The 24,715-nt window shown below is 72.5% G+C and carries 21 protein-coding genes; 6 read left to right on the forward strand and 15 right to left on the reverse strand.

Annotated elements, in window-relative coordinates:
• Positions 1-15: 15 nt before the first annotated feature.
• Complete coding sequence (gene pgm, locus WME89_RS35625; RefSeq protein WP_438004099.1) at positions 16-1,662, reverse strand: phosphoglucomutase (alpha-D-glucose-1,6-bisphosphate-dependent); 1,647 nt, start codon at positions 1,660-1,662, stop codon at positions 16-18.
• Between the two features lie 86 nt (positions 1,663-1,748).
• Here pgm and WME89_RS35630 point away from each other — a divergent pair, with 86 nt between their 5' ends.
• Positions 1,749-2,480, forward strand: a complete 732-nt coding sequence (locus WME89_RS35630) for an alpha/beta fold hydrolase (RefSeq protein WP_438004100.1) — start codon at positions 1,749-1,751, stop codon at positions 2,478-2,480.
• A 102-nt stretch (positions 2,481-2,582) separates the two neighbouring features.
• Here WME89_RS35630 and WME89_RS35635 read toward each other — a convergent pair whose 3' ends face one another.
• Positions 2,583-3,404 carry a hypothetical protein gene (locus tag WME89_RS35635; RefSeq protein WP_438004101.1) on the reverse strand — a complete coding sequence of 274 codons (822 nt, stop codon included), beginning with the start codon at positions 3,402-3,404 and terminating at the stop codon, positions 2,583-2,585.
• Between the two features lie 283 nt (positions 3,405-3,687).
• The gene (locus WME89_RS35640; RefSeq protein WP_438004102.1) at positions 3,688-4,632 is read right to left on the reverse strand and encodes a LysR family transcriptional regulator; all 945 of its coding nucleotides are present in this window, start codon (positions 4,630-4,632) and stop codon (positions 3,688-3,690) included.
• A 122-nt stretch (positions 4,633-4,754) separates the two neighbouring features.
• On the opposite strand from WME89_RS35640, the gene WME89_RS35645 reads away from it, so the two are divergent.
• Complete coding sequence (locus WME89_RS35645; protein ID WP_438004103.1) at positions 4,755-5,828, forward strand: aldo/keto reductase; 1,074 nt, start codon at positions 4,755-4,757, stop codon at positions 5,826-5,828.
• Positions 5,829-6,202: 374 nt separating this feature from the next.
• A complete protein-coding gene (locus WME89_RS35650; protein WP_438004104.1) occupies positions 6,203-7,648 on the forward strand; it encodes a right-handed parallel beta-helix repeat-containing protein in 1,446 nt (481 codons plus the stop codon).
• Positions 7,649-7,736: 88 nt separating this feature from the next.
• On the opposite strand, the gene WME89_RS35655 is transcribed toward WME89_RS35650, so the two are convergent.
• The 5 genes from WME89_RS35655 to WME89_RS35675 all read right to left on the reverse strand — a co-directional run bounded on the left by WME89_RS35655 (position 7,737) and on the right by WME89_RS35675 (position 14,932).
• A complete protein-coding gene (locus WME89_RS35655) occupies positions 7,737-8,639 on the reverse strand; it encodes a hypothetical protein (RefSeq protein ID WP_438004105.1) in 903 nt (300 codons plus the stop codon).
• A 126-nt stretch (positions 8,640-8,765) separates the two neighbouring features.
• Positions 8,766-9,956 carry an oxygenase MpaB family protein gene (locus WME89_RS35660; protein WP_438004106.1) on the reverse strand — a complete coding sequence of 397 codons (1,191 nt, stop codon included), beginning with the start codon at positions 9,954-9,956 and terminating at the stop codon, positions 8,766-8,768.
• 130 nt (positions 9,957-10,086) lie between these two features.
• Complete coding sequence (locus WME89_RS35665) at positions 10,087-10,803, reverse strand: STAS domain-containing protein (RefSeq protein ID WP_438004107.1); 717 nt, start codon at positions 10,801-10,803, stop codon at positions 10,087-10,089.
• 335 nt (positions 10,804-11,138) lie between these two features.
• The gene (locus tag WME89_RS35670) at positions 11,139-13,409 is read right to left on the reverse strand and encodes an SUMF1/EgtB/PvdO family nonheme iron enzyme (protein WP_438004108.1); all 2,271 of its coding nucleotides are present in this window, start codon (positions 13,407-13,409) and stop codon (positions 11,139-11,141) included.
• 245 nt (positions 13,410-13,654) lie between these two features.
• Positions 13,655-14,932, reverse strand: a complete 1,278-nt coding sequence (locus WME89_RS35675) for a patatin-like phospholipase family protein (RefSeq protein WP_438004109.1) — start codon at positions 14,930-14,932, stop codon at positions 13,655-13,657.
• Between the two features lie 129 nt (positions 14,933-15,061).
• On the opposite strand from WME89_RS35675, the gene plsY reads away from it, so the two are divergent.
• Positions 15,062-15,712 (forward strand): glycerol-3-phosphate 1-O-acyltransferase PlsY, encoded by a 651-nt coding sequence (gene plsY / locus WME89_RS35680; protein WP_438004110.1) that lies wholly within the window; start codon positions 15,062-15,064, stop codon positions 15,710-15,712.
• Between the two features lie 113 nt (positions 15,713-15,825).
• Here the strand turns inward: plsY and WME89_RS35685 are convergent, their stop codons facing one another.
• Positions 15,826-16,911: a metallophosphoesterase gene (locus WME89_RS35685; protein ID WP_438004111.1), complete on the reverse strand. Its 1,086-nt coding sequence runs from the start codon at positions 16,909-16,911 to the stop codon at positions 15,826-15,828.
• Between the two features lie 583 nt (positions 16,912-17,494).
• Here WME89_RS35685 and WME89_RS35690 point away from each other — a divergent pair.
• Both WME89_RS35690 and WME89_RS35695 read left to right on the forward strand, forming a co-directional pair.
• Positions 17,495-17,938: a hypothetical protein gene (locus tag WME89_RS35690; protein WP_438004112.1), complete on the forward strand. Its 444-nt coding sequence runs from the start codon at positions 17,495-17,497 to the stop codon at positions 17,936-17,938.
• A 62-nt stretch (positions 17,939-18,000) separates the two neighbouring features.
• The gene (locus tag WME89_RS35695) at positions 18,001-18,774 is read left to right on the forward strand and encodes a class I SAM-dependent methyltransferase (protein ID WP_438004113.1); all 774 of its coding nucleotides are present in this window, start codon (positions 18,001-18,003) and stop codon (positions 18,772-18,774) included.
• Between the two features lie 144 nt (positions 18,775-18,918).
• Here the strand turns inward: WME89_RS35695 and WME89_RS35700 are convergent, their stop codons facing one another.
• The 6 genes from WME89_RS35700 to WME89_RS35725 form a co-directional block, all read right to left on the reverse strand.
• Positions 18,919-20,205: a glycosyl hydrolase family 8 gene (locus WME89_RS35700; protein WP_438004114.1), complete on the reverse strand. Its 1,287-nt coding sequence runs from the start codon at positions 20,203-20,205 to the stop codon at positions 18,919-18,921.
• Between the two features lie 10 nt (positions 20,206-20,215).
• The gene (locus tag WME89_RS35705) at positions 20,216-20,983 is read right to left on the reverse strand and encodes a hypothetical protein (RefSeq protein WP_438004115.1); all 768 of its coding nucleotides are present in this window, start codon (positions 20,981-20,983) and stop codon (positions 20,216-20,218) included.
• Positions 20,980-21,477 (reverse strand): RNA polymerase sigma factor, encoded by a 498-nt coding sequence (locus WME89_RS35710; protein WP_437303325.1) that lies wholly within the window; start codon positions 21,475-21,477, stop codon positions 20,980-20,982. The genes WME89_RS35705 and WME89_RS35710 overlap by 4 nt, the downstream gene beginning before the upstream one ends.
• Before the next feature lie 294 nt (positions 21,478-21,771).
• On the reverse strand, positions 21,772-22,752 hold the full coding sequence (locus WME89_RS35715) for a hypothetical protein (RefSeq protein WP_438004116.1): 981 nt from the start codon (positions 22,750-22,752) through the stop codon (positions 21,772-21,774).
• Between the two features lie 154 nt (positions 22,753-22,906).
• Positions 22,907-23,554, reverse strand: coding sequence for an HAD family hydrolase (locus WME89_RS35720; RefSeq protein WP_438004117.1), 648 nt, complete (start codon positions 23,552-23,554; stop codon positions 22,907-22,909).
• A gap of 58 nt (positions 23,555-23,612) precedes the next feature.
• The gene (locus WME89_RS35725; protein ID WP_438004118.1) at positions 23,613-24,482 is read right to left on the reverse strand and encodes a hypothetical protein; all 870 of its coding nucleotides are present in this window, start codon (positions 24,480-24,482) and stop codon (positions 23,613-23,615) included.
• Positions 24,483-24,715 lie beyond the last annotated feature (233 nt).

Below are 24,715 nucleotides of genomic sequence, written 5' to 3' on the forward strand. Positions count from 1 at the left end.
GCCGCCGCGCCGGGCTCACTTCGCCGACAGGGCGTCGGCGACCATCGCGCGCGCCTCGTCGAGCACGCGATCGAGGTGCGCCTGGTCCTTGAAGCTCTCCGCGTAGATCTTGTAGACGTCCTCGGTGCCCGAGGGCCGCGCGGCGAACCAGCCGTTCTCCGCGACGACCTTGAGCCCGCCGATCTCGCCGCCGTTGCCGGGCGCGCGCGTGAGCTTCGCGGTGATGGGCTCGCCCGCGAGGCTCGTGGCGCGCACCGCCTCGGGGGAGAGCTTCTTGAGCACGCTCTTCTCCTGCGGCGTCGCCGGCGCGTCGATGCGCGTGTAGAGCGGCGCGCCGAAGCGCGCGGTCAGGTCGCGGTAGTGCTCGGCGGGGTCGCGGCCCGTGCGGGCGAGGATCTCGGCGGCGAGCAGATCGAGGATGATGCCGTCCTTGTCCGTCGACCACACCTGCCCGTTGCGCCGCAGGAACGAGGCCCCCGCGCTCTCCTCGCCGCCGAAGCCGAGCGAGCCGTCGAGCAGCCCGTCCACGAACCACTTGAAGCCGACCGGCACCTCGCGGAGCGGCCGGCCGAGGTCCTTCGCCACCCGGTCGATCATGCTGCTCGAGACGAGCGTCTTGCCCACCGCGGCGTCAGGCCGCCAGTGCGGACGGTTCTGGTACAGATAGGAGATCGCGACCGCAAGGTAGTGGTTCGGGTTCATCAGCCCGGCGCTGCGCGTGACGATGCCGTGGCGGTCCGAGTCGGCGTCGTTGCCGAACGCGAGGTCGTAGTCGTCCTTGAGCGCGATGAGGTTCGCCATCGCGTACGGCGACGAGCAGTCCATGCGGATCTTGCCGTCGTGATCGAGGGGCATGAAGCTGAAGGTGGGGTCGACGGCCTTGTTCACGACCGTCAGATCCAGCCCGAATTTCTCGGCGATCGGCCCCCAGTACGCGATGTTCGAGCCGCCGAGCGGGTCGACGCCGAGGCGCAGCTTGGCGCCGCGCACGGCCTCCAGATCCACGACGTTGCCGAGGTCGGCGACGTAGGAGCCGATGAAATCGTACGGGTGCGTCGTCTGCGCGTGCAGCGCGGCCTCGTACGGGGTGCGCTTCACGCCCGCGTTGCCGCCGCGGAGCAGCTCGTTGGCGCGGTCCTCGATCCAGCCGGTGACGGCGGTGTCCGCGGGGCCGCCGTTCGGCGGGTTGTACTTGATGCCGCCGTCGTCGGGGGGGTTGTGCGAGGGCGTGATCACGACGCCGTCCGCGAGCCGCTGGGTGCGCCCGCGGTTCTGGGTGAGGATCGCGTGCGAGATGACCGGCGTCGGCGTGACGCCGTTGTGCTCGGCGAAGATCACGTCGACGCCGTTGGCGGCGAAGACCTCGATGACGGTGCGCTGCGCCGGCTCGGAGAGCGCGTGCGTGTCCATGCCGAGGTAGAGGGAGCCGGTCGTGCCCTGCTTCGCGCGGTACTCGCAGATGGCCTGGGCGACGGCGAGGACGTGCGCCTCGTTGAAGCTGCGCCGCGCCGCCGACCCGCGGTGGCCGGAGGTTCCGAAGGCGACGCGCTGCTGCGGGTCGCCCGGGTCGGGGCTCTCGCTGTAGTACTGCGCGCGCAGCTTGTCCGGATCGATCAGCACGTCGGGCGGGGCTTTACGGCCTGCGAGGGGGTGGAGCGGCATGAGCCTCCGCATAGCCGAGCGCGCGAGACGAGCAAAGCCCTCCGCGCGGCGCCGCGGCCGGATTGCCGCGCGGGTGGCGCTCGGGGATGCTCGCGCCCGTGACCGCGCCGCTCCGGCTGCTGCTCCTCCCGGGCCTCGACGGCACCGGCGCGCTCTTCGCGCCGTTCCTCGAGGCGCTGTCCGGCGACATCGCGCCGGAGGTGATCTCCTACCCCGCGGACCGGGCGCTCGACTACGACGCGCTCGAGGCGCTCGTCGCGGAGCGCATCCCCGCGGCCGGGCCCTACGCGCTGCTCGGCGAGTCGTTCTCGGGGCCGCTCGCGCTGCGCCTGGCCTGCCGGCGCCCCGGCGGGCTCGTCGGCGTCGTCCTCGTGGCCACCTTCGTCACGAACCCGGTGTGGCTCGTCCCGTCGCTCGCGCGGCACCTCGTCGGCCCGTGGCTCTTCCGCCGCCGCGCGCCGGAGCTCGTCTCGCGCCGCTACCTGGTCGGCGCGCGCGCGTCCGCCGAGTGGCTCGAGCGCGTGGCCGCGAACGTGGAGACCGTCGACCCCGCGGTGATGGCGGCGCGCGTGCGCGAGGTGCTCACGGTGGACGCGCGCGCGCTGCTCCAGCGCTGCGCCGCGCCCCTGCTCTACCTCGGCGCCGCGGGCGACGCGCTGGTGCCGCCGCGCGTGCTCCGCGAGCTGCGGCGCCTGCGGCCCGATCTCGAGTGCGTCACGGTGGACGCCCCGCACCTCGTGCTGCAGCTCGCGCCCGAAGGGTCGGCGCGGGCGATCGAGGGCTTCCTGAGGCGCGCTGCCGGGAGGCACGGGGGTTAGTACCGCACCGGCCAGGGACGAAGGTGCGGTGGCGAACCGGTGCGATCCGTCGCTTTCGCAGGATCTGCTGGCGCCGCGCCTGGCCGCGCGGCTCTCAGGCGGTCACTCGTAGAAGCCGATATCGTCGATGTAGACGTCGAATTCCTCGCCCTTCGCGAACCGGAACCCGAACGCATAGAGCCCTGCGACGTCGATGGCCTGGGCGGTGGGCTCGGCCCCCCAGCCTTCGCGCGCGAGCTCCTCGAAGGGGATCACGACCGGGGCCCACTCCGTGCCGAGGCGCGCGGTGTAGTACCAGTGGTCGAAGCAGCGATTGGCGTCGCCCTCTACCGCCGATTCATCGCAGATCCCGCCCGCGGGCTCCGAGACCTCGTCCGAGATGTCGACCCTCATGGTCGTCACCGCGCCCGCGTCGCCGAGCTTGGCCCAGAACACGATACCGGTGTACGCCGACGCGTCGTAGGCGAGCGGGACCGTGTCGGGGCGGTTCAGCGCGAAGCGGACCCCGGCGCCCCACTCCGTGAAGCCGGACCCGAACGTGTGCACCGCCATCGTGCTCTGGCCGCGCGGCGGAGTGAGCGCCTCCGGCGTGAACTCGCCGGGCATATCTTCCGGATAGGCCGGGGGAGTCTGCGTGCCCGTCCCATCATTGTAGCTGTGCCAGTAGCCGGCCCTGCCGCCCGCCTCCCCGATGGCGGCGTCGCCGTCTTCCATGTCGTCGATCAGCTCGACGTCCGTGGGGACGGCCAGCTCGCCCCCGCCCGCCCCCGCGCCGCCCGTGGCCGAGGCCGACGAGTTACCGCTCGTCGCGCCACCCGCTCCCTCCACCGGGTGGTAGGTGTCCTCCAGCCCTACGAGCGTGGTGCACCCGCCGGCTGTGAGCGTCCACGCCGCCCACATCCATGCTGCGCGCCTCTTCACCATATCTTCTCCTACCACCGCCACGCCGGCGCGGTCCACCGCCGCGCGGACCCCTGGTGCCGGTTCCCTCGGGGGAGGCGCCAGGTTCCCTCGCCGTCGAGGCCAGCTCGTTCAAGGCGATCGTAAAATCGCTAATTTCGTGGGGGAAGACGCCGTGACATCCTCGATCTGGACGGTGTCGAGCCCGGGCCCGGAGCGGGATGGCCGACTCGCGGAGTGCTGTGCTTGAATGGGATGGGCAGGTCGCGAGCAATGACCGCTTCGCACCCTGGCGGCCTGTGTCCTTCTACCCCTTCGATCCGACGGCGGGACGGGCGCGCCGCGCCCTCGCCTTCGGCGGGCCAGCGCGGCGCAGGAAGTCGATGAAGGCCCGCAGCGCGGGGGGCGTCTGCCGGCGGCTGGGGTAATACAGGTAGAAGCCGGGGAACGACGGCGACCAGGACGAAAGGACCTGTGTCAGCTTGCCGGCCTCGACCAGCGGCCTCGCCAGCTCGTCGAGCACGTAGGCGATGCCCACGCCGTCCACCGCCGCGCGCAGCGCCAGGTCCACGTCGTTGACGATGAGCGGGCCGTCGACCGCGACCTCCAGCGCCTGCTTCCCCTTCTCGAACTCCCATCGATACAGGCTGCCGTCCGTCGGCCAGCGCATGTTGATGCAGCGGTGCCGGTGCAGGTCGCGCGGGGTCGCGGGGACGCCGTGGCGCGCCAGGTAGCCCGGCGACGCCACCGCCATCAGCGACAGATCGCCGCTCAGCTTCACGGCCACCATGTCCTTCTCGAGGCGCTCGCCCAGCCGGACGCCGGCGTCGAAGCGGCGCGCGACGATGTCGGCGATCGCGTCCTCGACCACCACGTCCAGCACGATGTCCGGGTGCGCCTCGAGGAACCGGCCGAACAGCGGGGCGAGGGCCCAGAGCGCGGCGATCCGCGCCGTGTTGATCCGGAGCACGCCAGCAGGCCTGTCCCCCAGCGTCTTCACGTCGGCGACCGCCGCCTCCAGCTCGGTCAGCGCCGGGGCCAGCCGGGAGAGCAGCCGCGCCCCCGCCTCGCTCGGCGCGACGCTGCGCGTGGTGCGGTTCAGCAGGCGCGCGCCGAGCCGCTCCTCCAGCCCCCGGATGGTCTGGCTCAGGGCCGACGGCGAGACGCGCAGGTGCGCCGCCGCGCGGGCGAAGCTCCCGTGCTCCACGATGGCCGCGAACGCCTTCAGGTCGGCGAAATCTCTCCCGCGCATTGTGTACCCCTGGCTAAACAGGCTGATTCGATCATGTCGGATTCTTCGAGGAGCGCCAGCGCCTTAAGGTCCGGGTCGAGGCAGGGCACCTGACGCACCTGCCGGGACCTATGGAGCCAACCATGACCAACGCACTCTCTCTCGACACCTACCGGCTGCTGGGTCGCTCGGGCCTGCGCGTCTCGCCGCTCGCCCTCGGCGCGATGACGTTCGGCGCCGACTGGGGGTGGGGCAGCGACCGCGACGAGGCAAAGCGCATCTTCGATGTCTACCTCGACCGCGGCGGGAACTTCATCGACACGGCCAACAAGTACACGAACGGCACCTCGGAGCGGCTGGTCGGCGAGCTCGCCGGCGACAGGCGCGAGCGCCTCGTGCTGGCCACCAAGTACACGCTCAGCATGCGGCCCGGAGACCCGAACTCGGGCGGCAACCACCGCAAGAGCATGGTGCGCTCGGTCGAGGCGAGCCTCGGGCGGCTCAGGACCGATTACATCGATATCCTCTACCTGCACGCCTGGGACGGGACCGCGCCCGTGGAGGAGATCCTGCGCGCGATGGACGATCTCGTCCGAGCGGGCAAGGTGCTCTATGTCGCGATCTCCGACACGCCGGCCTGGCAGGTCTCCCGGATGCAAGCCATCGCGGACCTGCGCGGGTGGGCGCCGCTCGTCGCGCTGCAGATCGAGTACAGCCTCATCGAGCGGACCGTCGAGCGGGAGCTCATCCCGATGGCCCAGGAGATGGGCCTCGGGGTCATCCCGTGGTCGCCGCTGGCCAGCGGCGTGCTCACCGGGAAGTACACGAAGGCCGACCTGGACGCGGGCGGCGGCTCGTCGGACGCCATCGGCACGCGCAAGAACATCGCTGCCGCCAACGGCTCGCTGACGGCGCGGGGCCTCGACATCGCCGAGGTGGTGAAGGCGGTCGCGGCCGAGAGCGGCAAGACGCCCGCGCAGGTCGCGCTCGCGTGGACGCTGCTCCACCCGGCCGTGACGGCGCCGATCATGGGCGCGCGGACCCTGGAGCAGCTCGAGGACAACCTGGGCGCCCTCGACGTGCGGCTGACGGACGGCCAGCGCGCCCGGCTCGACAAGGCCAGCGCCGTCGAGCTCGGCTTTCCGCACGACTTCCTGGCGCGGCCGCTGACCCGGAGCGTGATGTTCGGCGACGTGAAGATCGCCGCCCGGCGCTGAGCCGAGGATGGCGCTGCGCGGCTCGCGGCGCGTCGCCTCGGTCGCGCTGCTCGACCCGGTCGGCATCGGCACAGTATCCGCGCCCGGCGAAGTCGAGCGAATGACGGTCCGCCGCCCCGCAGGCTGCGGAGTGAGGGCGGGACCTTGGGTGCGCCGAGGCAGCGCTGCGTGGAGGTCGCTGGTGCAACGCCGCGTGGCGCGCGTCCGAGCGACGGTAGGCCTGGTCGACCACGGTTGGTCTCGGCGCCGAACTGCGCGAGGATGTGTCGCCCCGCGGCGGGCCAGCGGGCGGCCTGAGCAACACGCGCTCGCGGCGGACGGCGTGTGACCAGGAGGTCTTGGTGAGGATGACGCGGAGAGGTTCGAGGGAGCTTTTGGCGGTTCTCGTCGCTGCGCCGTGCGCGCTCGCGGCGGCGACGGCGGCGGCGGCGACGTTGACCGTGGGCCCGGGGAAGACGCACGCGACGCCCTGCCAGGCGATCGCGGCGGCGAGCGACGACGACACGATCGAGATCGACGCGGCCGGCGACTACGCCGGCGATGTCTGCGGCTGGTCGAAGAACGGGCTCACGTTGCGGGGCGTCGGTGGGCTCGCGAAGATCGACGCGGCGGGGAAGAGCTCGGGCGGCAAGGCGATCTGGGTCATCGCCGGGAACGACACGGTCGTCGAGGACATCGAGCTCACGGGCGCCGCGGTCCCGGATCAGAACGGCGCGGGCATCCGGCAGGAGGGCGCGAACCTCACGGTCCGCGGCTGCTTCTTCCACGACAACGAGAACGGCATCCTCGCGGGCGACAACGCGGCGAGCACGATCCTCATCGAGCGCTCCGAGTTCGCGAGGAACGGCGCGGGCGACGGCCAGTCGCACAACCTCTACATCAACCACGTCGCCAGGCTGATCTTCCAGCACAACTACTCGCACGCCTCGAACGTCGGCCACCTGCTGAAGACGCGCGCGCTCGAGAACCACGTGCTCTACAACCGCCTCACGCAGGAGGACGGGACGGGCAGCTACGAGATCGACGTCCCGAGCGGCGGCCTGACGTTCATCATCGGCAACCTCGTCCAGCAGGGGCCGGACACCGGCAACGGCTCGATCGTGGCCTATCGCCTCGAGTCGAACGGGGCGAACGCGAACACCGAGCTCTTCGTCGTGAACAACACGTTCGTCAATGAGCGCCCGAACGGCGGCACCTTCCTCAACATCAGCTCGAGCGCGGTCCCCGCGGTCGTCCGGAACAACATCTTCGCTGGGCCGGGAACCCTGACGAACCAGGGCAACGCGAGCCTCGGGACGAGCTTCCAGGGGGATCCGATGTTCGTCGACCAGGCCGCCTTCGACTACCGGCTGCAGGACGGCTCGCCCTGCATCGACGAGGGCGAGGCGCCGGGGATGGGCGGCGGGATCGATTTAACCCCCGAGTTTCATTACGTGCACCCGGCCGGTTCCACGGGGCGCACGACGGTCGGCACGATCGACATCGGCGCCTACGAGGTCGGCGGCGAGGGAGGCTCGGGCGGCAGCGGCGCGAGCGGCGGCGCCGGCGGGAGTGGAGGCGCGAGCGGCGCCAGCGGCGGAGGCGCCGGCGGAAGCGGAGGCGCGAGCGGGAGCGGAGGCGCCGGTGGAGGCGCTGACGGAAGCGGAGGCGCGGGTGGAGCCGATGACGGCGGCACGGACGGCGGCGAGGAGGAGAGCTGCGGGTGTCGGGTCGTCGGCGGCGGCGCCCGGGGCTCGTTCGGCTGGGTCGCGGGCCTCGTGATCGTCGCGGCCGTCGTGGCGCGCAGGGACGGGCGGCGCGTGGAGATCTCGCGTCGCTGACCGCGGTCTCGATCGACACGGCACCAGCCTAACTACTGCCCCACGCGCGCGGCGCGTGCCCGACCGTGGCGTGTTCAGGATCGGCGGTTCACAGCGGCCGCTGGGCCGCGATCGACTCGAGCCACGCCGCGCACGCGCCGTCGTCGGCCGGCGGCTGCTCGCCCTGGAGGAGGTACCACGCCTCCCGGTGCTGCGCGCGGGCGCCGGGCTCCACGCGCTGGAGCGGCCCGAGCGACTCCACCTCGAGCATGTCCGCGTTCGTGAACGTCTCGAAGTTGACCCCCATGTCCGGGTAAGTGGCGCCCTCGACGAACGGGAACCGCTTCAGGAACACGTTCCCATGGTTCGCGTACGCCGCGTAGCCCTGGCTCACCAGCATTCCCACCTTCTGCGGGTCCTTGCCGGCCACCTGCCGCAGGCGGATCACCCGCTTGCCCCAGGTCCACCGGGGATCGCTCATGTCGACGTACGGCCACAGCACGAGCGGCCGCGCGGGCAAGAGGCCCTCGGGGTGCGGGACGAAGGGCGCGTGCGGGAACAGGCACTCGCCGCCGCCCGCCATCACGGAGAGCGCCCACGGCGTGAACTCGACGGCGTAGGCGCCGTGGTTCTCGATCGCGTGATCGATGACGAACCTGCCCGCCGCGGCGTCCGCCGTGATGCGGATCTCCTTCTGCATCCCGTACCTGTCCGGCGCGGGCCGGAACACGTGCGCGCCGTTCTCCTCGCGGTGCTCGACCGGCTCGTTGTCGGGCTGGAGCGTCTTCTGCTCATCCTCCGGGCCGATCCAGAGCCGGTGGCCGCCATAGAACCTGTACTTGGTCCCGCCGGTCGCGCCGAGGTCCTCGGGGATCTCGGAGAGCTCGTTCGGACCGCCGATGACGCCGTACCGGATGATCCGCGGGCCGATGTCGAGCGTGACCACGAGCTCCGTATCGCCGCAGACGAGACGCGCAGCGCGCTTCCAGCCGCCGTAAGGGATGATCTCCATGACCGGGGCTCGTACCGCAGAACCGGAGCGGGGTTCAACCCCGACCGCCTGGCGCGCTGCCGGGATGGGCCTAACGCGATCCGCCCGCGGCGCGCTGGCCGCGCGGCTGTCGCGCGCTCACGTCGCTCACGTCTGGCGCCCGACGAAGCGCTCCGGAGGGGCGAAGTCGGCCGGGTGGCCGCCCAGGGCGATGGCGATGGAGCGCTGCCAGTAGCGGTCGCCGAGATCGAGCGCGAAGTCCTGCAAGGACGTCATCGCGTGCGCGCGGCTCGAGGCCACGGCGACGGCGCGGAGCAGCGGGACGGCGAGGATCGAGCTCTGCCTCGGCACGCCGAGCTGCTCGGCGAGCTCCTCGCCCAGCACGGCGCGGGAGATGGTGCAGAAGATCGACCTGAGCTGCTCGGCGCGCCGGCGCTGGCTCTCGCTCCACGCGCTGCCGATGCCGCTGGAGATCAGCGCTTCCACGAGCAGGCGCGAGTCGTTGTCCGGGGCGCCCTGCGTCGCGAAGATCATCTCGGCCAGGCGCCTCGCCTCCGCGTACGACCCGGGGATGAGCTCCTGCTCGACGCCGATGACGTGGGCGACGTAGCGCCAGAGGTGGACGACGTCCTCTTTCTGGGCGAGCGGGATGTGGTAGCCGAGCTTGTCGAAGCCGTCGAGCACCGCGACGGAGAAGAGCAGCGCGGTCGCGACCATGTCGTGCTGGTTGACCGGCTCGCCCCAGAGCGCCGTCTGCCAACGGCCGCTCGCGCGGACGAGGCGCCGCACCTGGGCGTGCATGATGCGCACCTTGACGGTGATCGCGAAGCCCTCGCCGGAGCGGCGCATGCCGTTCGCCTGGCTCACGGCGTGCACGAACCGGCTTGTCTCGCCGAGGCGGCGCGGGGCCTGCTCGCGGAGCCTCCCCGAGAAGACGAGCGGCTTGTTCCCGCCGGGCGAGGCGTACCCGAGGATGAGCGACTGCATCGCGAGCAGGATGCCGCCGAGCATGCCCGTGCGCAGGAACGTCGTCCCACCGCGGTTGACCGCCTCCCAGTCGACCCAGAGGGGCACGTGATCGACCACCGCGAAGAGCGCGCGCAGCTCGGCGGGCGCCTGGGCCAGCGCGCCGTCGTCGCCGTCCACGCCGCGCGCCAGGGCGGCCTCGAGGAGGCGGAAGCCCTGGCCCGAGGGCATCGACGCGAACGCCTCCACGACAGCGTCCGCGACGGGATCGACGCGGAGCAGGAAGGGCGCGAGACGATCGAGCTGGTCGCCGAAGCGACGGCGGGCGTCCGCGGTGTCCTGGAAGCGAGCAGGGATCGTCGCGTTCTTCATGCGAGGGTGCCTAATGCCTTGGCATATCGGCGAAATTCCGCAAAGACGAGGCCTCACGGCCGGCGAGCTGATGAGCTGGCGAGCTGGCGAGCTGATGCGGCGATCTCCGGCCTCCGCGCGTCGCCAGGGCTCAGGTCTCTGCCTCGTCCGATGCCGCGGCCAGCGCCGCGCTCCGGCGGATCGCCTCGGCGAGGTTGTACGTCTTGCGTTGCGCCAGGCAGAAGCTGAGCCCCTCGCGGAGGCTGCGCATCGGGCTCAGCTCGTCGAGCGAGACGCCGATCGTGACGAGCGTCCCCGCGACGTGGCCGCCCAGCCCGGTGAGGATGCAGCGCGCGCCGAGGAGTTGCACCGCCTGGGCCAGCTTGATGAGGTGCTGCGCGGTCATCGTATCGACGACCGTCACGCCGGTGAGGTCGAGGATCACCCACTCGACGTCGCTGTCGTCCGCCACGCGCGCGAGCAGCCGCTCGGTCACCTCGACGGCCCGCACCGAGTCGAACAGCCCGACGAGCGGGAGCGTGAGGATGCCGTGCCAGATGTCGATGATCGGCACCGAGAGCTCCCGGATCGCGCGCTCCTGGCGCTGGATCGTCTCCAGCTGGCTCTCGAGCTCGCGCTTGGAGGCGGCGAGCGCGCCGAGCGCCTGCGTGTTCTGCTGCGTGGTCGCGGAGAGCTCGGAGAGAAAGATGCGCAGCGCCTCCTCGACCATCCCGAAGGCGTCTTCCTCGACATTCTCCAGGTGCTGCAGGGCGAGCTCGATCTCTCCCGTGGACGCGAGCGCGACCGCGTTGATGACGCGCTGCATCCGGCGCTCCTCGAAAGAGACCACATTCTCGGATTCTTGCATGGGCTCCTATGCGCTCAGCGGGGTTGATCGGCAGAGCTCGATGCTCTGTCGCTGAGTCCAGGCGCGGTATCGGCGTCGCCGGCGGCCTGCACGCCGGCGATGCGCTCGTCCGGATCCGATCTCGCGCGCGGGGTCGAGCGACTACACTTTTCCTTGATATCCTACCTGACAGCCAGCCGTGTGAACCTGCGTTCGATCGTCGATCAAGGTCAAACAGATATCCTATCCCCGGCGCGGCTGGAAGGAACCTGCTCGCGTGGCCGGCTGAGCCGCTGCACGCGTGTGCTGGCCCTGGCGCCAGCCTGGCGAGCCCTCCCCTCCCCGAGCGCTCGCGCTCAGTCCACGGTGCGAGCGCAGCGGAACCCGGTCGAAACGTCGCCTGCCTCACGGTCGTACGCGAGGCGGAACGTCGACCTGGCGCTGCTCGCCGAGAAGTCCCACGACCCGCCCCGGAGCACGCCCTTGCTGCCGGTCGCCGGCACCACCGGGTCAGTCCGGGCGCCTTTCGCGTACGCGCCTGGGTCCCAGCCGTCGGCCACCCACTCCCAGACGTTGCCGGCCATGTCGAGCGCGCCGGACGGGCTCGCCCCGGCCTTCGCCGAGCCGACGTCCTGCGTGCCCTTTCCGCGCCCGCCGCAGCCCTGCCCTGGGGGTCGCGACACGATGGCGTGCGCGCACCCCGGCGGCTCGTTGCCCCACGGGTACTCGCGGCCGTCGGTGCCGCGCGCGGCGTACTCCCACTCGGCCTCGGTCGGGAGCCGCTTGCCGACGAAGGCGCAGTACGCCGCGGCCTGCGCCTGATCGACGCACGAGATCGGGTGCTGCGACTTCGCCGTGTCCGCCGCGGTGCAGAGCGCGCCGCGCTGCTCGATGTCCGCGTCGGTGGCGCGGGGGCCGTGCAGGCCGCTCGGCGTGCACCGGCCCGCCTCGACGCAGCGCTGGTACGCGGCGACGGTCACCTCGGTGCGATCGAGGTCGAACGCGCGGGTCAGCGTCACCTCGTGCGGCGGCCGCTCGGATTTGCCGCCCTTCGCGCTGCCCATCGTGAACCGGCCCGCGGGGATCCGGACCATGTCGGCCGCGGGCGCCGCCTTCACCGGCGGCACGGCGAGGCCGCCGTGCGCGCGCGCCGGCAGCGCGGACGCCGGGGCCCGCAGCTCGACGAGCGCGACGGCGCCGGCGCCGGCAGCGGCGGCGAGCGCGGCCGCCGACCCGAGCGCGAGCAGCAGGCGCCGCCGCGGCGCGGCCGGGGAGGGCGCGGGAGCGGCCGGGGGCGAGCCCGGGTGCGGTGCGGCCAGGGACGCCGCGCTCGAGGCAAGGCCGCGCATGGTGGTGAGGGGCGGCGCGCCTGGGGTCGCGTCCGGCGCGAAGGACGCCGCTGCGCCTGGGGCGGCGGTCGCGGCTGCGCCTGGCGAGAAGCCCGCCGCGGCGCCCGGGACCGGCCCCCCGGCGGCTGGCGCCTCGCCGGCATGCAGCGCCAACGGCGCGCGTGCGGTCCCCGCCAGGCCCAGCGCCGCGGCGTCGGCCGCCGCGACCACGCTCGGGCCCGCGACGGGACGCGCGCGCGGGTCGTGCTGCGCGCGGATGTCCCGCGTCGGCGTGGCGGCGCCCGCCGCGGGCAGCGCCGGCGACGACGGCGACCGCGGCGCCGGCGCGGCAGCGTGGACCGGCGAGCCTGACGCCGCCATCGCCGCCTCGAGCGCCGCCCAGAGCTCGCCCGCCGTGCGGTAGCGCTCGCGCGGCTCGACCGCGACCGCCCGGCGCACCACCGCCTCGACGGCGTCGGGCGCGCTCACGCCCGCGCCGCGCAGGCTCGGGCGGAACGCCGGATCGGTCGCGGCGATGTAGAGCTGCGTGACGTCGCTCCCGAGGAGGGCGCGGTTGCCCGACGCGACCTCGATGAGCACGAGGGCGAGCGCGAAGACATCGGTCCACGGCCCGGTCGCGCCGAAGCGCTGGTGGAACTGCTCCGGCGCGCCGTAATGGACCGTGAAGGCGCGGAGCGTGCTCCCCGTCTCGGCCATCGCCTGCGTCATGCTCGAGAGCTCGCTGAGCACCTTGGCGATGCCGAAGTCGAGGACCTTCATCGTGCGCCGGCCGCCGATCTCCGCGAGGAACAGGTTGGCCGGCTTGATGTCGCGGTGGGCGACGCCCTGCGCGTGCGCGGCCTCGAGCGCGTGGGCCGCGGGCGCGAGCAGGGCGACCGCCTCGGCGAGCGGCCGCGCCGCCTCGCCGCGGGCGCGCCGCTCGGCGATGTCGCGGTCGAGCGGCGCGCCGTCGAGCCACTCGAGCACGAGGTAGGGCGTCCACTCGCCCGACGGCGAGACGGCAGCGCCGGCGTCGAGGGCCTGCACGATCCCGGCGCTCGCCCGCGAGAGGCGGTGGAGGAGCCTGCCCTCGTTGAGGAGCATCCGCTGGAACGACTCGCGCTCGGCCGGGGCCAGGGCTCCGAGCATCTTCAGGCACTTGACCGCGACCGGCGCGTCGAGGCCGAGGTGATGGCCGCGGTAGACGACGCCGAACCCGCCCTCGCCGATGACGGCGTCGAGCCGGTATTTGCCGCCGATCGTCGCGCCCACCCAGCCGAAGGGATCCGAAGGTGCCATGCTCGCGGCGCGAGTCTACACCGTCGGCCGCCGCCCGGAGATCGCACCGAGATCAGCGCGCGATCCGCCCGGCGCGCACGCCACTCACCCGCTGCGTGCTCACGCCCTACCACCGCCGCGACCTTGGCCCACCATCCATCGTGAGCGCGTCGTTTCGAAAAGCTCCGCTATCTCGCTTCTCGGAGCCGCGCAACTCCGGCGCGCGCGGAAGGATAGATAAAGGATAGATGAGGTCTTTGATGCCCTCACCCCGCCCGCTCCTCGAACCCCCCGGCGCTCAGCGCCCTCTCGAAGAACGCGCACAGCTCCTCGTGACGCGCGCGCGCGTCGGCGCGGCCTATCTCGATGAGCGCCCCGGCGAACTCCCCATCGAACAGCAGATAGGACAGGAAGTCCGCCTCTCGCTGCTCGTCCCCGTCGGCCAGGCGCCGCATCACCCGGCCGAGCACGCCGGTGGTCCGCGCGCGGAACGTCGGGGAGCGCACGAACTCCGCCGCCAGGCTGCCGATGTCCTTGGAGGCGCGGATGAGCAGCGACCGGAGCGGCCGGAGCGAACGCCCCGGCGGGAGCCCGAGCTCGTCGTTGAGCTCGCCGATGAAGCCTTCCCCATAGCGGCGCCGCCCCGCCTCGAGGATCCCGTTGATGCTCTCGAGGCGCGCCAGGTCGTTGTCGATCCGGTCGAGCATCAGCGCGTTCAGCGTCTTTCCGAGCAAGAAGAGGGGCCCCGGGAAGCCCGGCGCCTCGCGCTCGGCCGTCGACGACGCGGGCTCGATGTACTTCGGGTTGACGACGATCACCCCGTCGGCCCCGAGCCGCCGCGCCGGCGACAGCGGGACGTTCTGGCGCAGCCCGCCATCGCAGTAGAGCTCGCCGTCGATGCTCACCGGGCGGAACAGGATCGGGACCGCGGACGACGCGAGCGCATGCTGGGCGCGGAGCGCGGTGGCGCGCGGGGAGATCGTCGGGTCGTGGCTCCAGGGCGGCAAGCCCGGCTCGCGCCGGTGGACGAACACGACGGTGCGGCCGGACTTCACCAACGTCGTCGACACAGTCACCGCCGACAGGAGCCCTCTCTGGAGGTGCTCGTCGATCCGCTCGAAGGGCACGGCGTCCGCGATCTGCCGCTCCAGGCCCGACGTGTCGAGCAGCGCGGCGTGGCCGCCGCTCGCGGGCGCGCCCGCGCCGCCGCCGCGGAGCAGATCGTGCCCCACCGCGAGCACGCCGCGCACGTCGAGCCGCACGAGGTCGTCGATGCGCAGGCGCGTCCACACCCCGGCGAGGCGGCGGGCGCGGCTCCGCGCCTCGTCCGCGAACGCGGCGAGGCCGCAGACGTTGATGGCGCCGACCGAGGTGCCGCACAGGATGTCGAGCGGCACCTCGCGGCCGAGGTCGCGAGAGACCTCCTCGAGGATGTGCTGCACGACGCCGACCTCGTAGGCGCCTCGAGCAGCCCCGCCGGCGAGCACGAGCGCGATCTTGGGGGCGCGGCCGTTCCGGGTAGAAGCGGGCGAACGGTTGGCCATGCTCGCAGAGTACCATGGTCGCGATCGCGAGCGCGGCCCTGAAGCACGCCAGCGCGCTCTTCACGTCGCGCGTCGCGCGGCCGCGCCCCCATGCTACATCCACCGTGCTCGCGGGCACGGAGGCGCTCGATGACGGCAATCTACCTGGTCCTCGCCTACCTCCTCGGAGCGATCCCGACAGGCTACCTCTTTGCGCGCATCGCCAGAGGGGTCGATATCCGGACCGTCGGCTCGGGGAACATCGGCGCCACGAACATCCTGCGCACCTTCGGCTGGAAGCCCGGCCTCGCCGTCCTGGCGGCCGACATGACGAAGGGCGCGCTCGTCGCCGGGCCCCTCGCGGCGTGGCTCGCCGCCGCGCCCGGAGGGTGGGTCGCGGCGGCGGGCGGCCTCACCGCGGTGCTGGGCCACGACTACACGGTGTTCCTCGGGATGCGGGGCGGCAAGGGCGTCGCCACGTCCTGCGGTGTGCTGCTCGTGCTGGCGCCACGGTCCACGCTCGCCACGCTGGCCGTCTTCGCGGTCGTCGTGCGGGCGACCCGCATGGTCTCCGCGGGCTCGCTCGCCGGCGCGCTCGCCCTGCCGCTCTTCCTCTGGCTCCTCGGCGAGCGGCAGGCCCCGGTCCTCTGCCTCTCGCTCCTCCTCTGCGCGTTCATCTGGCTGAAGCACACCCCGAACATCCGGCGGATGCTCGCGGGCACCGAGCGCACGATCTCGTTCGGCCGGCGCCCCGACGACGACGCGAGCGCCCGCGCGCCGGACGACCTCGGGCGGCGCTGACGCGCGTGCCGGGCGGCGCTGACGCGCGTGCCGGGCGGCGCTGACGCGCGTGCCGGGCGGTCCCGGGCGCGGCGCCAGCTCACCTGCGGCGCCAGCTCACCTGCGGCGCTCGCTCACCTGGAGATCGCCTTCACGTAGAGCACCGCGCCCTCCTTGTCGATGAACTGGAAGAGCAGCGTGTCGCCCTCGAACTCCATGTAGGCGAAGCCCTCGACCCGGTCCGTGTAGAAGAGCTGCCGCGCGTCGATCGGGGCGCCGGACGGCCGGAGCTTCGAGCCGGCGCCGCTGATGGCGAAGTACGTGTTCGGGCACAGCGCGTCGCGCCCCTTGTCGATGAGCTCGAGGTCGTGATCGTGGCCGCTCATGTACATGTCGGCCCCGCAGTAGATCGCCCGCTGCATGTCGAACATCCCGCTCATGCCGATCTGCTCGTTGTCGTAGAAGTGAGCTCCCGACGTGTAGCGGGGGTGATGGCCGAAGACGATCTTCCAGCGGGCGTTCGAGGCGGCGACCCGCGCGCGCATGTCGACCGCTTGCTCGTCAGAGGTGAAGTCGACCGTATCGATCCCGAAGAGATGGACATTGCGGATGCGAACGTCGTAATACGAAGAGGGCATGTGCCACTTGTCGGTCATCCGCTTGCCCGGCCCGTCGCCCACGGGCAGCCGCGAGTAATCGATCTGCGCCTGCCGCACGCCGCTGCTGCTGGGGCCGTGATCGTGGTTGCCGAGCACCGCGTAGAACGGGAGGCCGTTCAGGCCCGGTCTGTCGTAGGGCTGCTCGAACTTCGGCCCCCACTGCGCATCGCCGGTGTCGGCCACGCCGTGATCATAGAAGTTGTCGCCGTTCATGATCACGGCGTGACAGCCCCCGACCTCGATGCACTTCTCGCTCATCCGGTCGGCGACCTGGTTCTGCGCCAGGTTGCCCTCTCCGGTGTCGCCGACAGCGATGATCCTAGCCCCGCGGAGATCCACGTCGACGACGCCGACAACGCCGCCCTCGGCCGCTCCGGCGCCGGGCGCCCCGCCCCAGGCGACGCTCCCGCTGCTCGTCGCGGCGCCGGTACCATGGCCCTCGCCGTGGCCAGCTCCGCTCCGATCACCGCCTGATCCGGCCTGCGCTCCGTCTCCGCCCCCCGTCGCGCCTCCGGCCCCCGTCGTGAACTCCGCCCCGCCGCAGCCCGCTCCGCCGCTCACGGCCGGCAACACGAAAAGCAGGACAGCAAGGGAATTCCGGGCCATGGCGAGAAGACGCACTGCACGGAGAGGGTTCATCGGGCACGCATTCTATCCACGGCCGGTCTCCGGTGCTCCTCCGCCAGGACTTTTGTACGGCCCGCCACACGGTCAGACGCGAGCATTACAGCGCTCACCTCCAGGACGGATACGGGTGATGACACGCGATTCATGATCAGAGGCAACCGAGGCGAGCACCGGCACCTCGGCACCATGACCCTGCCTGCGCCCGCTCCGGGTGACCGACACGCCCCGGCGCCCGCTCCCACGGCCGCGACGCCACACCGATCCCGGGCGCTCGCGCCCGTCCGGCGGCGCCCCATGCCCGCCCCTGCCCCCACCCCGCCCCGCGCGATCGGCACCCCAACGCCGGCGCCGTTTTCTCTTGACCCCGTCTGGGTGTTCACGTATCGAAATTGAACATCATTTTCAATATCAACAACGGAGCCAACGTGAGCCGAGAAATGCCCCCCGCCCCGAGCCCGTCTTGCCGCGCAGCGCGAGCCGCCTCCCCCTGGTCCGACGCGCACAAGGAAGAGGCCTCGTGAGCTCGCGCACACCTCTCTCCCTGGATCGCCCGCTCCGGTCCGATCCCGCGCGCTGCGTGGAGCCCGCGCGCGGCGAGGGCTGGCCTCCGCCGCCGCACGATCCTCGCGAGCGCGAGCTCGCGCTCGTCGTCGCGGGCTGGGAGGTGCGCCTCTTCGGCGGGCGGAGGTTCGAGTACCTCGTCACGCGCGGCTTCTGGCACCTGCAGCTCTGGCACCCCGAAGCGCGCGTCTCGGTGCTGACACCGTCGCGGCTCACGCGCGGGCTCTACGAGGCGTATCCGATCGCGAACTGGAAGGCGCAGGCGCCCGACTACGAGAAGCTCGCGGCGCTGCTCGGCGGGCTGTTCGCGGCGAGGCTCCCGGAGGCGTCGGCGGTGCTGCGCCTCGAGCGCGCGCTCGTCGCCGAGGTCGTCCGCGGCGGCGGCGGGGTGCTGTCGTGACGCGCCCGCCGCCGGGGATGCGCGCCCTCGAGGCCTCGCCTCCCGCGACGCAAGGAGCGCGCGTGAGCTCCGTGGCCGTCCCCTGGGACGCCGTGCTCTCGCTCGTCGGGCGCGCCGAGGCGCGCGCGCGCTTTCCGGAGCTCGGGTTCGCCGATCCGTGGGCAGAGGCGATGCTGGCCACGCTCGACGTGGATCCGGCGGGCTTCGACGACCGCGCGCTGCGGGCCTCGACGGTGCGCGCCATGGTCGTCGACGGGCTCGTCCGGCACTACTTCGAGCGGAACCCGGACGGCCTCGCCATCGCGCTCAACGCCGGGCTCTGCACGCGGTTCTCGCGCGTCGACAACGGGAGGCTCCGCTGGGTGGACCTCGATCCGCCGCACGTGGCCGAGTTCAAGTGCGCGCACCGCCTCTGGCAGACGTCGGACCGCCACGCCATCGCGAGGTGCTGCTCCATCGCATGCACCGGCTGGATGGATTCCCTCCAGGGCGCGGGCGACGTGCCCACGCTCCTCGTCGCCGAGGGCGCCCTGGAGCGTCAGCCCCCCGAGCTCGTCGACGCCTTCTTCACGCGCATCTCCGCGCGCCTCGCCAGGGGGACCGAGCTCATCGTCGACCACGAGGCGCACCCGCCGCTGCGGACCCCGCCGCGGCTGCGCGCGTGCCTGGAGGTCCCGGCGGCGGACGGCGCCGTGGCGCGCTACCCGCGGCTCCGACCGATCGGCGAGGGCGAGGTCACGCCGGCGCTGGAGCAGGCGCTGCGGAGGGTGAGCAGGGCGTCTCGCCTGCTCCGGGGGGCGCGCGCGTCGTCCGTCCTCCACCTCCGCTTCGAATGAGCGCCGCGGCGACCGCGCGCGCGGCGCTCGGGGCCGATCGTGAAGGCGGCGGCTCTCCGCCAGGGAGACCCGCGATGTCCACGTCCAGCAGGTCGCCCTCGGCGCTCCGCGCCGGGCCAGCCCGACGCAGGCGCCCAGCGCGCGTCAGTACACGCGGAACTGCCCGCTCAGCGTCAGCAGCGAGAGGAGGTGCAGCAGCCCCGCGTAGTAGCGCGGCATCCCGGTCGTCGGCTCCAGCGTCCACGCCGCCTCGATGTACGCGGCGCGATCCTCGGTCTCCGCGACCAGGCCCGTGACGCCGTTCATGAGGATGAGCGCCGCCTCCCGGTTGTACGGCACCGGCGGATCGGGCGGCGCGCCGTCGAGCGCGTACGCCCCGCCGTACTTGTCGATGCCCTGCTCCGAGAAGAACGCCAGCAGCCGGTCCGCCTCCTCCACCTGCCACGCATCGACGCCGAACCAGACGTGGTCGAGCGCCATGTTCAGCGGCGTGCGGTAGGCCTCCGACCCGAAGTAGTCCGAGCCGGGCACCGGCGTGCCGTCGAAGCGGGCGCGCACCGGCATGAGCCCGGTGCGCGGGTGCGCGACCTGCTGCCAGTACGCGCGCGCGCTCGCCGCGGCCTCGGACCAGAACGGGTCCCCCGTGGCCTGCGCCCAGAGCTCGTAATACGCGGGCATCTCGATGGAGGGGCGGGTGGTGTCCGCCGCCGCGACGTGCGGGACGTCGAAGACGAGCTTCGTCTCCGCGTCGAAGGTGTTGGTCACGCCGGAGACGACGCCCCCGTTCTCCTCCTCCTTGTGCCGCATCACCTCGAGCAGGGCGAGCGCGTCCGACCCGTAATCGATGCTCCCGCTGCGGCTCCCCCAGCGCCCGTGAGCGAACAGCAGCGCCATCGCGGCCTGCTGCTGGCCGAAGGGGTCGATACAAAACACCTTGCCCGACGGGGCCGCCGGGCTGTCGCACACCGACTGGAGGTAACCCCGGTTGGGCCCGGACTCGTGCTCGAGCACGTCCTTGGCGTACCGCCAGAGGCGATCGAACTCATCACGCTTGTCCAGCTGGACCGTGATGATCATCGCGAAGCCCATGCCCTCGGTGCGCACGTCGCTGTGCAGGACGTCCCACACGTAGGACTGCTCGGTGCCGGCCGGGTAGTAGATCGCCTCGTTCCAGGGATCGCCGTAGAAGAGCTGATTGAAGCGCTCCTCGATCTTCGTCGCGATCTCCTCGTCCGTCTTGCCGAGCACGTCGCGGAGCGGGTTGGGATACGTCTCCGGGCCGCTCAGCGGGTTGAGATCGTCGCTGTTCGGCCGGTCGTCGCCGAGCCAGTCCACCGTCGTTCCGCACGCCGGCAGCGCGCAGAGCACCCCAATCGCACACGCGATGCGGGACATTCCGAGGAGCGAGCGGAGGAGAGCGGGGCAGCGCATGACCCGGAGCTTAATCGTTTACATAGCGGCGGACCCGGGATGCAAGCACGCTGTTCGGGTGCCGGCGAAGAAATGCCTCGGCGCGCTGCGCTGCGGCGTCGGTCCGGCCGCTCTTCGCGAGCGCGTCAATCCGCAGGACCTCGGCCTCGAGCCTCAGCCGGCCGCGCGGGTGCTCCCGTGTGTACGCGTCCAGGAGCGAGAGCGCGCCCTGAGCGTTGCCGCTCGAGAGCGTCGCGCGCGCCGCGTCGAGGGTCTCGAGCTCCGCCTGGAGAGCGGCCTTCTCCGCGGACACCTTCGCGGCCGTGCCGACGCTGTGGCTGCGCGCCGGCGTCGGGGCGGCGGCCTCCTCCGCGCCAGCCTCGACCGGCGCTGCGCCAGCCCCGACGGACGCCGGCGGCGGGGACGGCATGGCCCTCGCGATCGGACCCGGGAAGGAGCCGGCGAAGCGGCCGAGCTCGGAGGCCGGCGGCTGGTGGTACCCGCGCCAGGCGAGGTAGCCGGCCGGGATGCCGGCGAGCGCGCCGACGGTCGAGAGCGCGACGAGGATCTTGGTCCAGCCGAGCTTCGCCACGAGCGACGAGGACGCAGCGGCCGTCCCTGCCGCGGAGAGCGCCGCGGGCGCCGCGGCGCTCGAGAGCGCAGCCGCGCCGGCGAGGCCGAGGGCGGCCAGCGTCTTGGCGCGCGTCTCCTGGGACGGGGAATACGACGCGCCGGCGCTCAGCAGCGCGCGCTCGAGCGGGCTGTCGCTCTCTTCTAGCAGGCGACGTGGTTCGGTCATCGTCTCACCTCGCTCGTCGTGACGAGCTCGAGCGCGCGGACGCGCTCGCGAAAATCTGCCCTGGCCCTCCGCAGCCGCGAGGCCACGGTGCCCTGTGGGATCCCGATCACGCCGGCGATCTCCACCATGCTCATCTCCTCGAACTCGTACAGCACGAACACCGTCCGTAGATCCGGCTCCATCTGATCGAGGACCTGGTCGAGCATCTGCCGGGCGTGCTTCTGGCTCGTGAGCTGCTCGGGTGTCGCAGCGTCCACGACCTCCGGCGGCTCGGCCGCCGGGACCTCTCGCCGGCGCGCCGCGCTGCGGCGCGCATGGGCGGCCACGTGCAGCGCCGTCTGGAGCAGAAAACTCTTCTCAGCGCCCGGTCGGACGTCATCGAGCCGCTGGGCGGCGGCGATGAAAGTGCGCTGCACCGCATCGTCAATCTCGGCGGCCGGGGTCCCCGCGTTGCGGAGCACCCGGCCGATGAAGTCCAGATGAGCGTCGACCATCCGCCGCAGGCGTGCATCTCGCTCGCTCACGCGCGCGGTCGATGGCGCCCTCTTGGCCGGGTCCATGTCAGGCAAAGCAACCGCCGTCATCACCCCGACGCTCATGCTTCCGCTCACCGCGAGGGGAAGCATGATACCGGGAAACAGGAGACCTCAGGAGAAAAAAACCCTTGAAAACTGGAACGGAGCGGGTGCCGCGGGTCGAGAGAGCTAGCGCGCTTGCGACCCTGTCTCGGGGTGCCGTCCATGCGCTATGATTCCCGGTCATCGTCGAAGTGATCACAAAAGCCCGGCCTAGAAGCTGTGCATGATTCCGACGCTGACCCTCGGCGAGATCACAGGCGTCTCGCCGACCGTCTCCGCCGGAGATGCGATTGTGAAGCTTCGTCGCACGAGCGGCACATCGGCGCCCGCCCCGATCTCGACCGCCGTGCTCCCGCCGAGCGACACGGCGGCGCGCACGGCGGCCCCGAGGCTCCACCACGAGCGCACCGCGGACTCCGGGCTCGCGATCCCTTCTCCCGTCGCCGCGAGCCAGCCGCCGGTCGCCGTCACGCACGGAGCTGCGCTGAAGGTGCCGGCGATGTCCCAGCGCAGCGGGCACGCGGAGAGCGTGGCAGCTGTCCACTGGACAGATGCTCGGTCTGCGCCCTGCAGCAGGTCGTTCCGCGCGTGGGTCAGCGCCAGGCCGAAGGAAGGGCTCAGCGCGCTGCCGGTGCGCTGGGTCATGCGCGCGACGAGCGCGCCGCCGAGGCTCACATAGGGCGTGACGACCTGGGTCAAGAGGACCTCGGCGCCGAGCTCGAGGCGAAACGGCGCGACCGGGCGCGGGGCGATCGGCGCCGGCGGCGGCGGCTTCGGCGGCGGCTTCGGCGGCGGCGCGACCGGCGGCGGGGCCGCCGAGGTCTCCTCGACCACCTCGTCGACCGCGAGCGCCGCGGTGAGCGAGAGGGCCTGGACCACGACATCGCACGAGCTGCCATCGACGGTACGGGTGTCGGTCTCGCCGCGCTCGTGGATCACGCGCAGCTCGCCGTGGACCTTGGGCCCGGCGCGCGTCAGCCGGACGCGGACCTCCCAGCCGTCCTCTCCCTGTTCCGCCAGACGCACGCGGTCCGTGCGGGCGCGGATGCCGTCGTAGAGCGCATCCGCCGTGGAACAGTCGGGCGGGGCGTCGAAAACGACGCGAATGGGGATCGGAGCCGGCGCCGCGGCGGCTGAAGACAGACCGAGGACGACGAGCTCGATGAACGAGATGCCGCCACCGGAAGCCACGGGCCCGAAGGTGCCACGAACCGTCCGCGCGCCGCCATACGCACCTGCATCATCCCGTCCGGGCGGTGTAAAAAGTCGCGCGGCGACGCGACGACGTCGTTGTGCGCGGGGGTGCGCTCTGTGAGCTACCTCCGCGTGCGCGCCTGCGGCGACGTCACGCCCGGGGCGCTTCCAGCCGGGCGAGCACCTCGTGCAGGGCGCCGAGCCTCTCGTCCGCGCCGGTGAAGTCCGACAGCGCGGTGAGCGGCGACGGGACGACCCAGCACGTCAGGCCCGCCGCCTTGGCCGAGCGGAGCCCGCGCTCGGAGTCCTCGATGACGAGGACCTCCGGCGCGGCGAGCCCCAGCCGCTCGCGAGCGACCAGGTACGGCTCGGGATCCGGCTTGGCGCGCGCGTACTGCTCGCGCGTGAGCGCGAACTCGAACCACTGGAGGAGGCCCGTCACCGCGTGCGCTCGGTGAAACGGCTCGGGCTTGCTGCTCGTGACGATGGCCATGCGGAAGCGCGCGGCGAGCGCCGAGACGACCTCGCGCGCTCCCGGCAGCAGGGTGTCGCCGCGCGCGATCAGCTCGAGGTACCGGCGGTCTCGCTGGTCGGCCAGCGACCGCAGCGCCGCTTCATCGACCCCGCGAGCGCTGGCGAGGTGCCAGGCGCCGCGCGCCTCGACGAGGAACAGCTGGCGGTAGTCCTCGACGGTCAGCTCGACGCCGACCGACGCCATCACCTCGCGCGTCGCCTGGAAGTAGAGCCCCTCGGTGTCGACGAGGACGCCATCGTTGTCCCAGAGGATGGCCTTGAACACGCCGGGCGTTCCTAGCGCCGCCCCTCCATGCAGGCAAGCGCGCGCGGCGGAGCGAGCGCTACGCCCCGAGCCGTCGCCGCTCCTCGAGGAGGCGATCGCGGGCGAAGGCGAAGAGGAGGCGATCGCGGGCGAAGGCGAACGCGGGCATGACGAAGGCGCCCGTCAGGGCGACGACGAGCGTCGGGAGGAGCCAGAGGGCCACGCCCGGGATCGCGCTCGCGAGCACCGCGTAGCCGAGCGCGCGGAGGGCGCCCGGCGGCGGATCGTCGGCGAGGTCGCGCGTCGACGTCTGGTGGAGCGTCCGCGCGTAGCGGAAGGCCAGGTACGCGGCGACGGCGTGCACGTGGCCCACGATGGCCACGCTGAGGCGGATCCACCCGTCGAAGCCGTCGAACAGCGCGCTCCACGTGAGGGACCAGCCGAGGAGGCGGTGGACGACGAGGTGCAGCAGGAGCGGCGCGAGCACCACGAAGCCGGCGAGCGGGAGCGCGACGCTGCGGCGCTCCTCTGCGTCGACCATGCTGCGCACGCGCGCGTCGGGCGCGGCGACCTCGAGCCTCGCGCGGTCTGCGTGCACGTCGCCGCTCCGCTGGACCTCGAGGGAGAGCGCGCGCCGGAGCCTGGCGTCCGCGAGGTGCAGGCCGGCGAGGTATGCGCACGCGGAGACCGCGCACGGGGCGAGGAGCGCGGCTGTGACGGCGCCGGGGCGGAGGTCGCCGACGCTGGGCAAGTACGGCGCGGCCGCGGTCACGAGGACGGGGATCGTGCCGCCGAGGGCGACCTGGCCGGCGAGGGACCGGGCGACGCGACGACGGTACAGGCGAGGGAGGTGCTCCGGGAGGGCCTCGACCTGCCTGCGGTGCCGCGCGAGCAGCGACTCGATGTGTAAACGGGCGACGTCCTCGTCATTTCGGTACGTGGCTCTCATGACAGGTTCCCTCTGGGGTCGGTGAACGCCGGCAGACCGCGGCTGTTCCCGGGCCATCGGTCGACCTGTTCAGCAAGCCCGGTGCCGCATCGAACCCCCTTGTTTTCGAGGCTCCTCGTGGGCCGCGGCCCCGCCCGCGCCCAGCCGGTGGACGGCCGCTGTCCACGCCGTGGACACCCGCCGGCGGTCGCGCGCCGCGCACCGGCAGACGCCGGCGAGCGGCCGAGCGAGAA

Source organism: Sorangium sp. So ce321, from assembly GCF_051530195.1.
Classification (GTDB): Bacteria; Myxococcota_A; Polyangia; order Polyangiales; family Polyangiaceae; genus Sorangium.

Coding starts and splice junctions, on each gene's coding strand:
- pgm (WP_438004099.1), bottom strand. CDS start 1,662: ATGCCGCTCCACCCCCTCGCAGGCCGTAAAGCCCCGCCCGACGTGCTG.
- WME89_RS35630 (WP_438004100.1), top strand. CDS start 1,749: ATGCTCGCGCCCGTGACCGCGCCGCTCCGGCTGCTGCTCCTCCCGGGC.
- WME89_RS35635 (WP_438004101.1), bottom strand. CDS start 3,404: ATGGTGAAGAGGCGCGCAGCATGGATGTGGGCGGCGTGGACGCTCACA.
- WME89_RS35640 (WP_438004102.1), bottom strand. CDS start 4,632: ATGCGCGGGAGAGATTTCGCCGACCTGAAGGCGTTCGCGGCCATCGTG.
- WME89_RS35645 (WP_438004103.1), top strand. CDS start 4,755: ATGACCAACGCACTCTCTCTCGACACCTACCGGCTGCTGGGTCGCTCG.
- WME89_RS35655 (WP_438004105.1), bottom strand. CDS start 8,639: ATGGAGATCATCCCTTACGGCGGCTGGAAGCGCGCTGCGCGTCTCGTC.
- WME89_RS35660 (WP_438004106.1), bottom strand. CDS start 9,956: ATGAAGAACGCGACGATCCCTGCTCGCTTCCAGGACACCGCGGACGCC.
- WME89_RS35665 (WP_438004107.1), bottom strand. CDS start 10,803: ATGCAAGAATCCGAGAATGTGGTCTCTTTCGAGGAGCGCCGGATGCAG.
- WME89_RS35670 (WP_438004108.1), bottom strand. CDS start 13,409: ATGGCACCTTCGGATCCCTTCGGCTGGGTGGGCGCGACGATCGGCGGC.
- WME89_RS35675 (WP_438004109.1), bottom strand. CDS start 14,932: ATGGCCAACCGTTCGCCCGCTTCTACCCGGAACGGCCGCGCCCCCAAG.
- plsY (WP_438004110.1), top strand. CDS start 15,062: ATGACGGCAATCTACCTGGTCCTCGCCTACCTCCTCGGAGCGATCCCG.
- WME89_RS35700 (WP_438004114.1), bottom strand. CDS start 20,205: ATGCGCTGCCCCGCTCTCCTCCGCTCGCTCCTCGGAATGTCCCGCATC.
- WME89_RS35705 (WP_438004115.1), bottom strand. CDS start 20,983: ATGACCGAACCACGTCGCCTGCTAGAAGAGAGCGACAGCCCGCTCGAG.
- WME89_RS35710 (WP_437303325.1), bottom strand. CDS start 21,477: ATGGTCGACGCTCATCTGGACTTCATCGGCCGGGTGCTCCGCAACGCG.
- WME89_RS35725 (WP_438004118.1), bottom strand. CDS start 24,482: ATGAGAGCCACGTACCGAAATGACGAGGACGTCGCCCGTTTACACATC.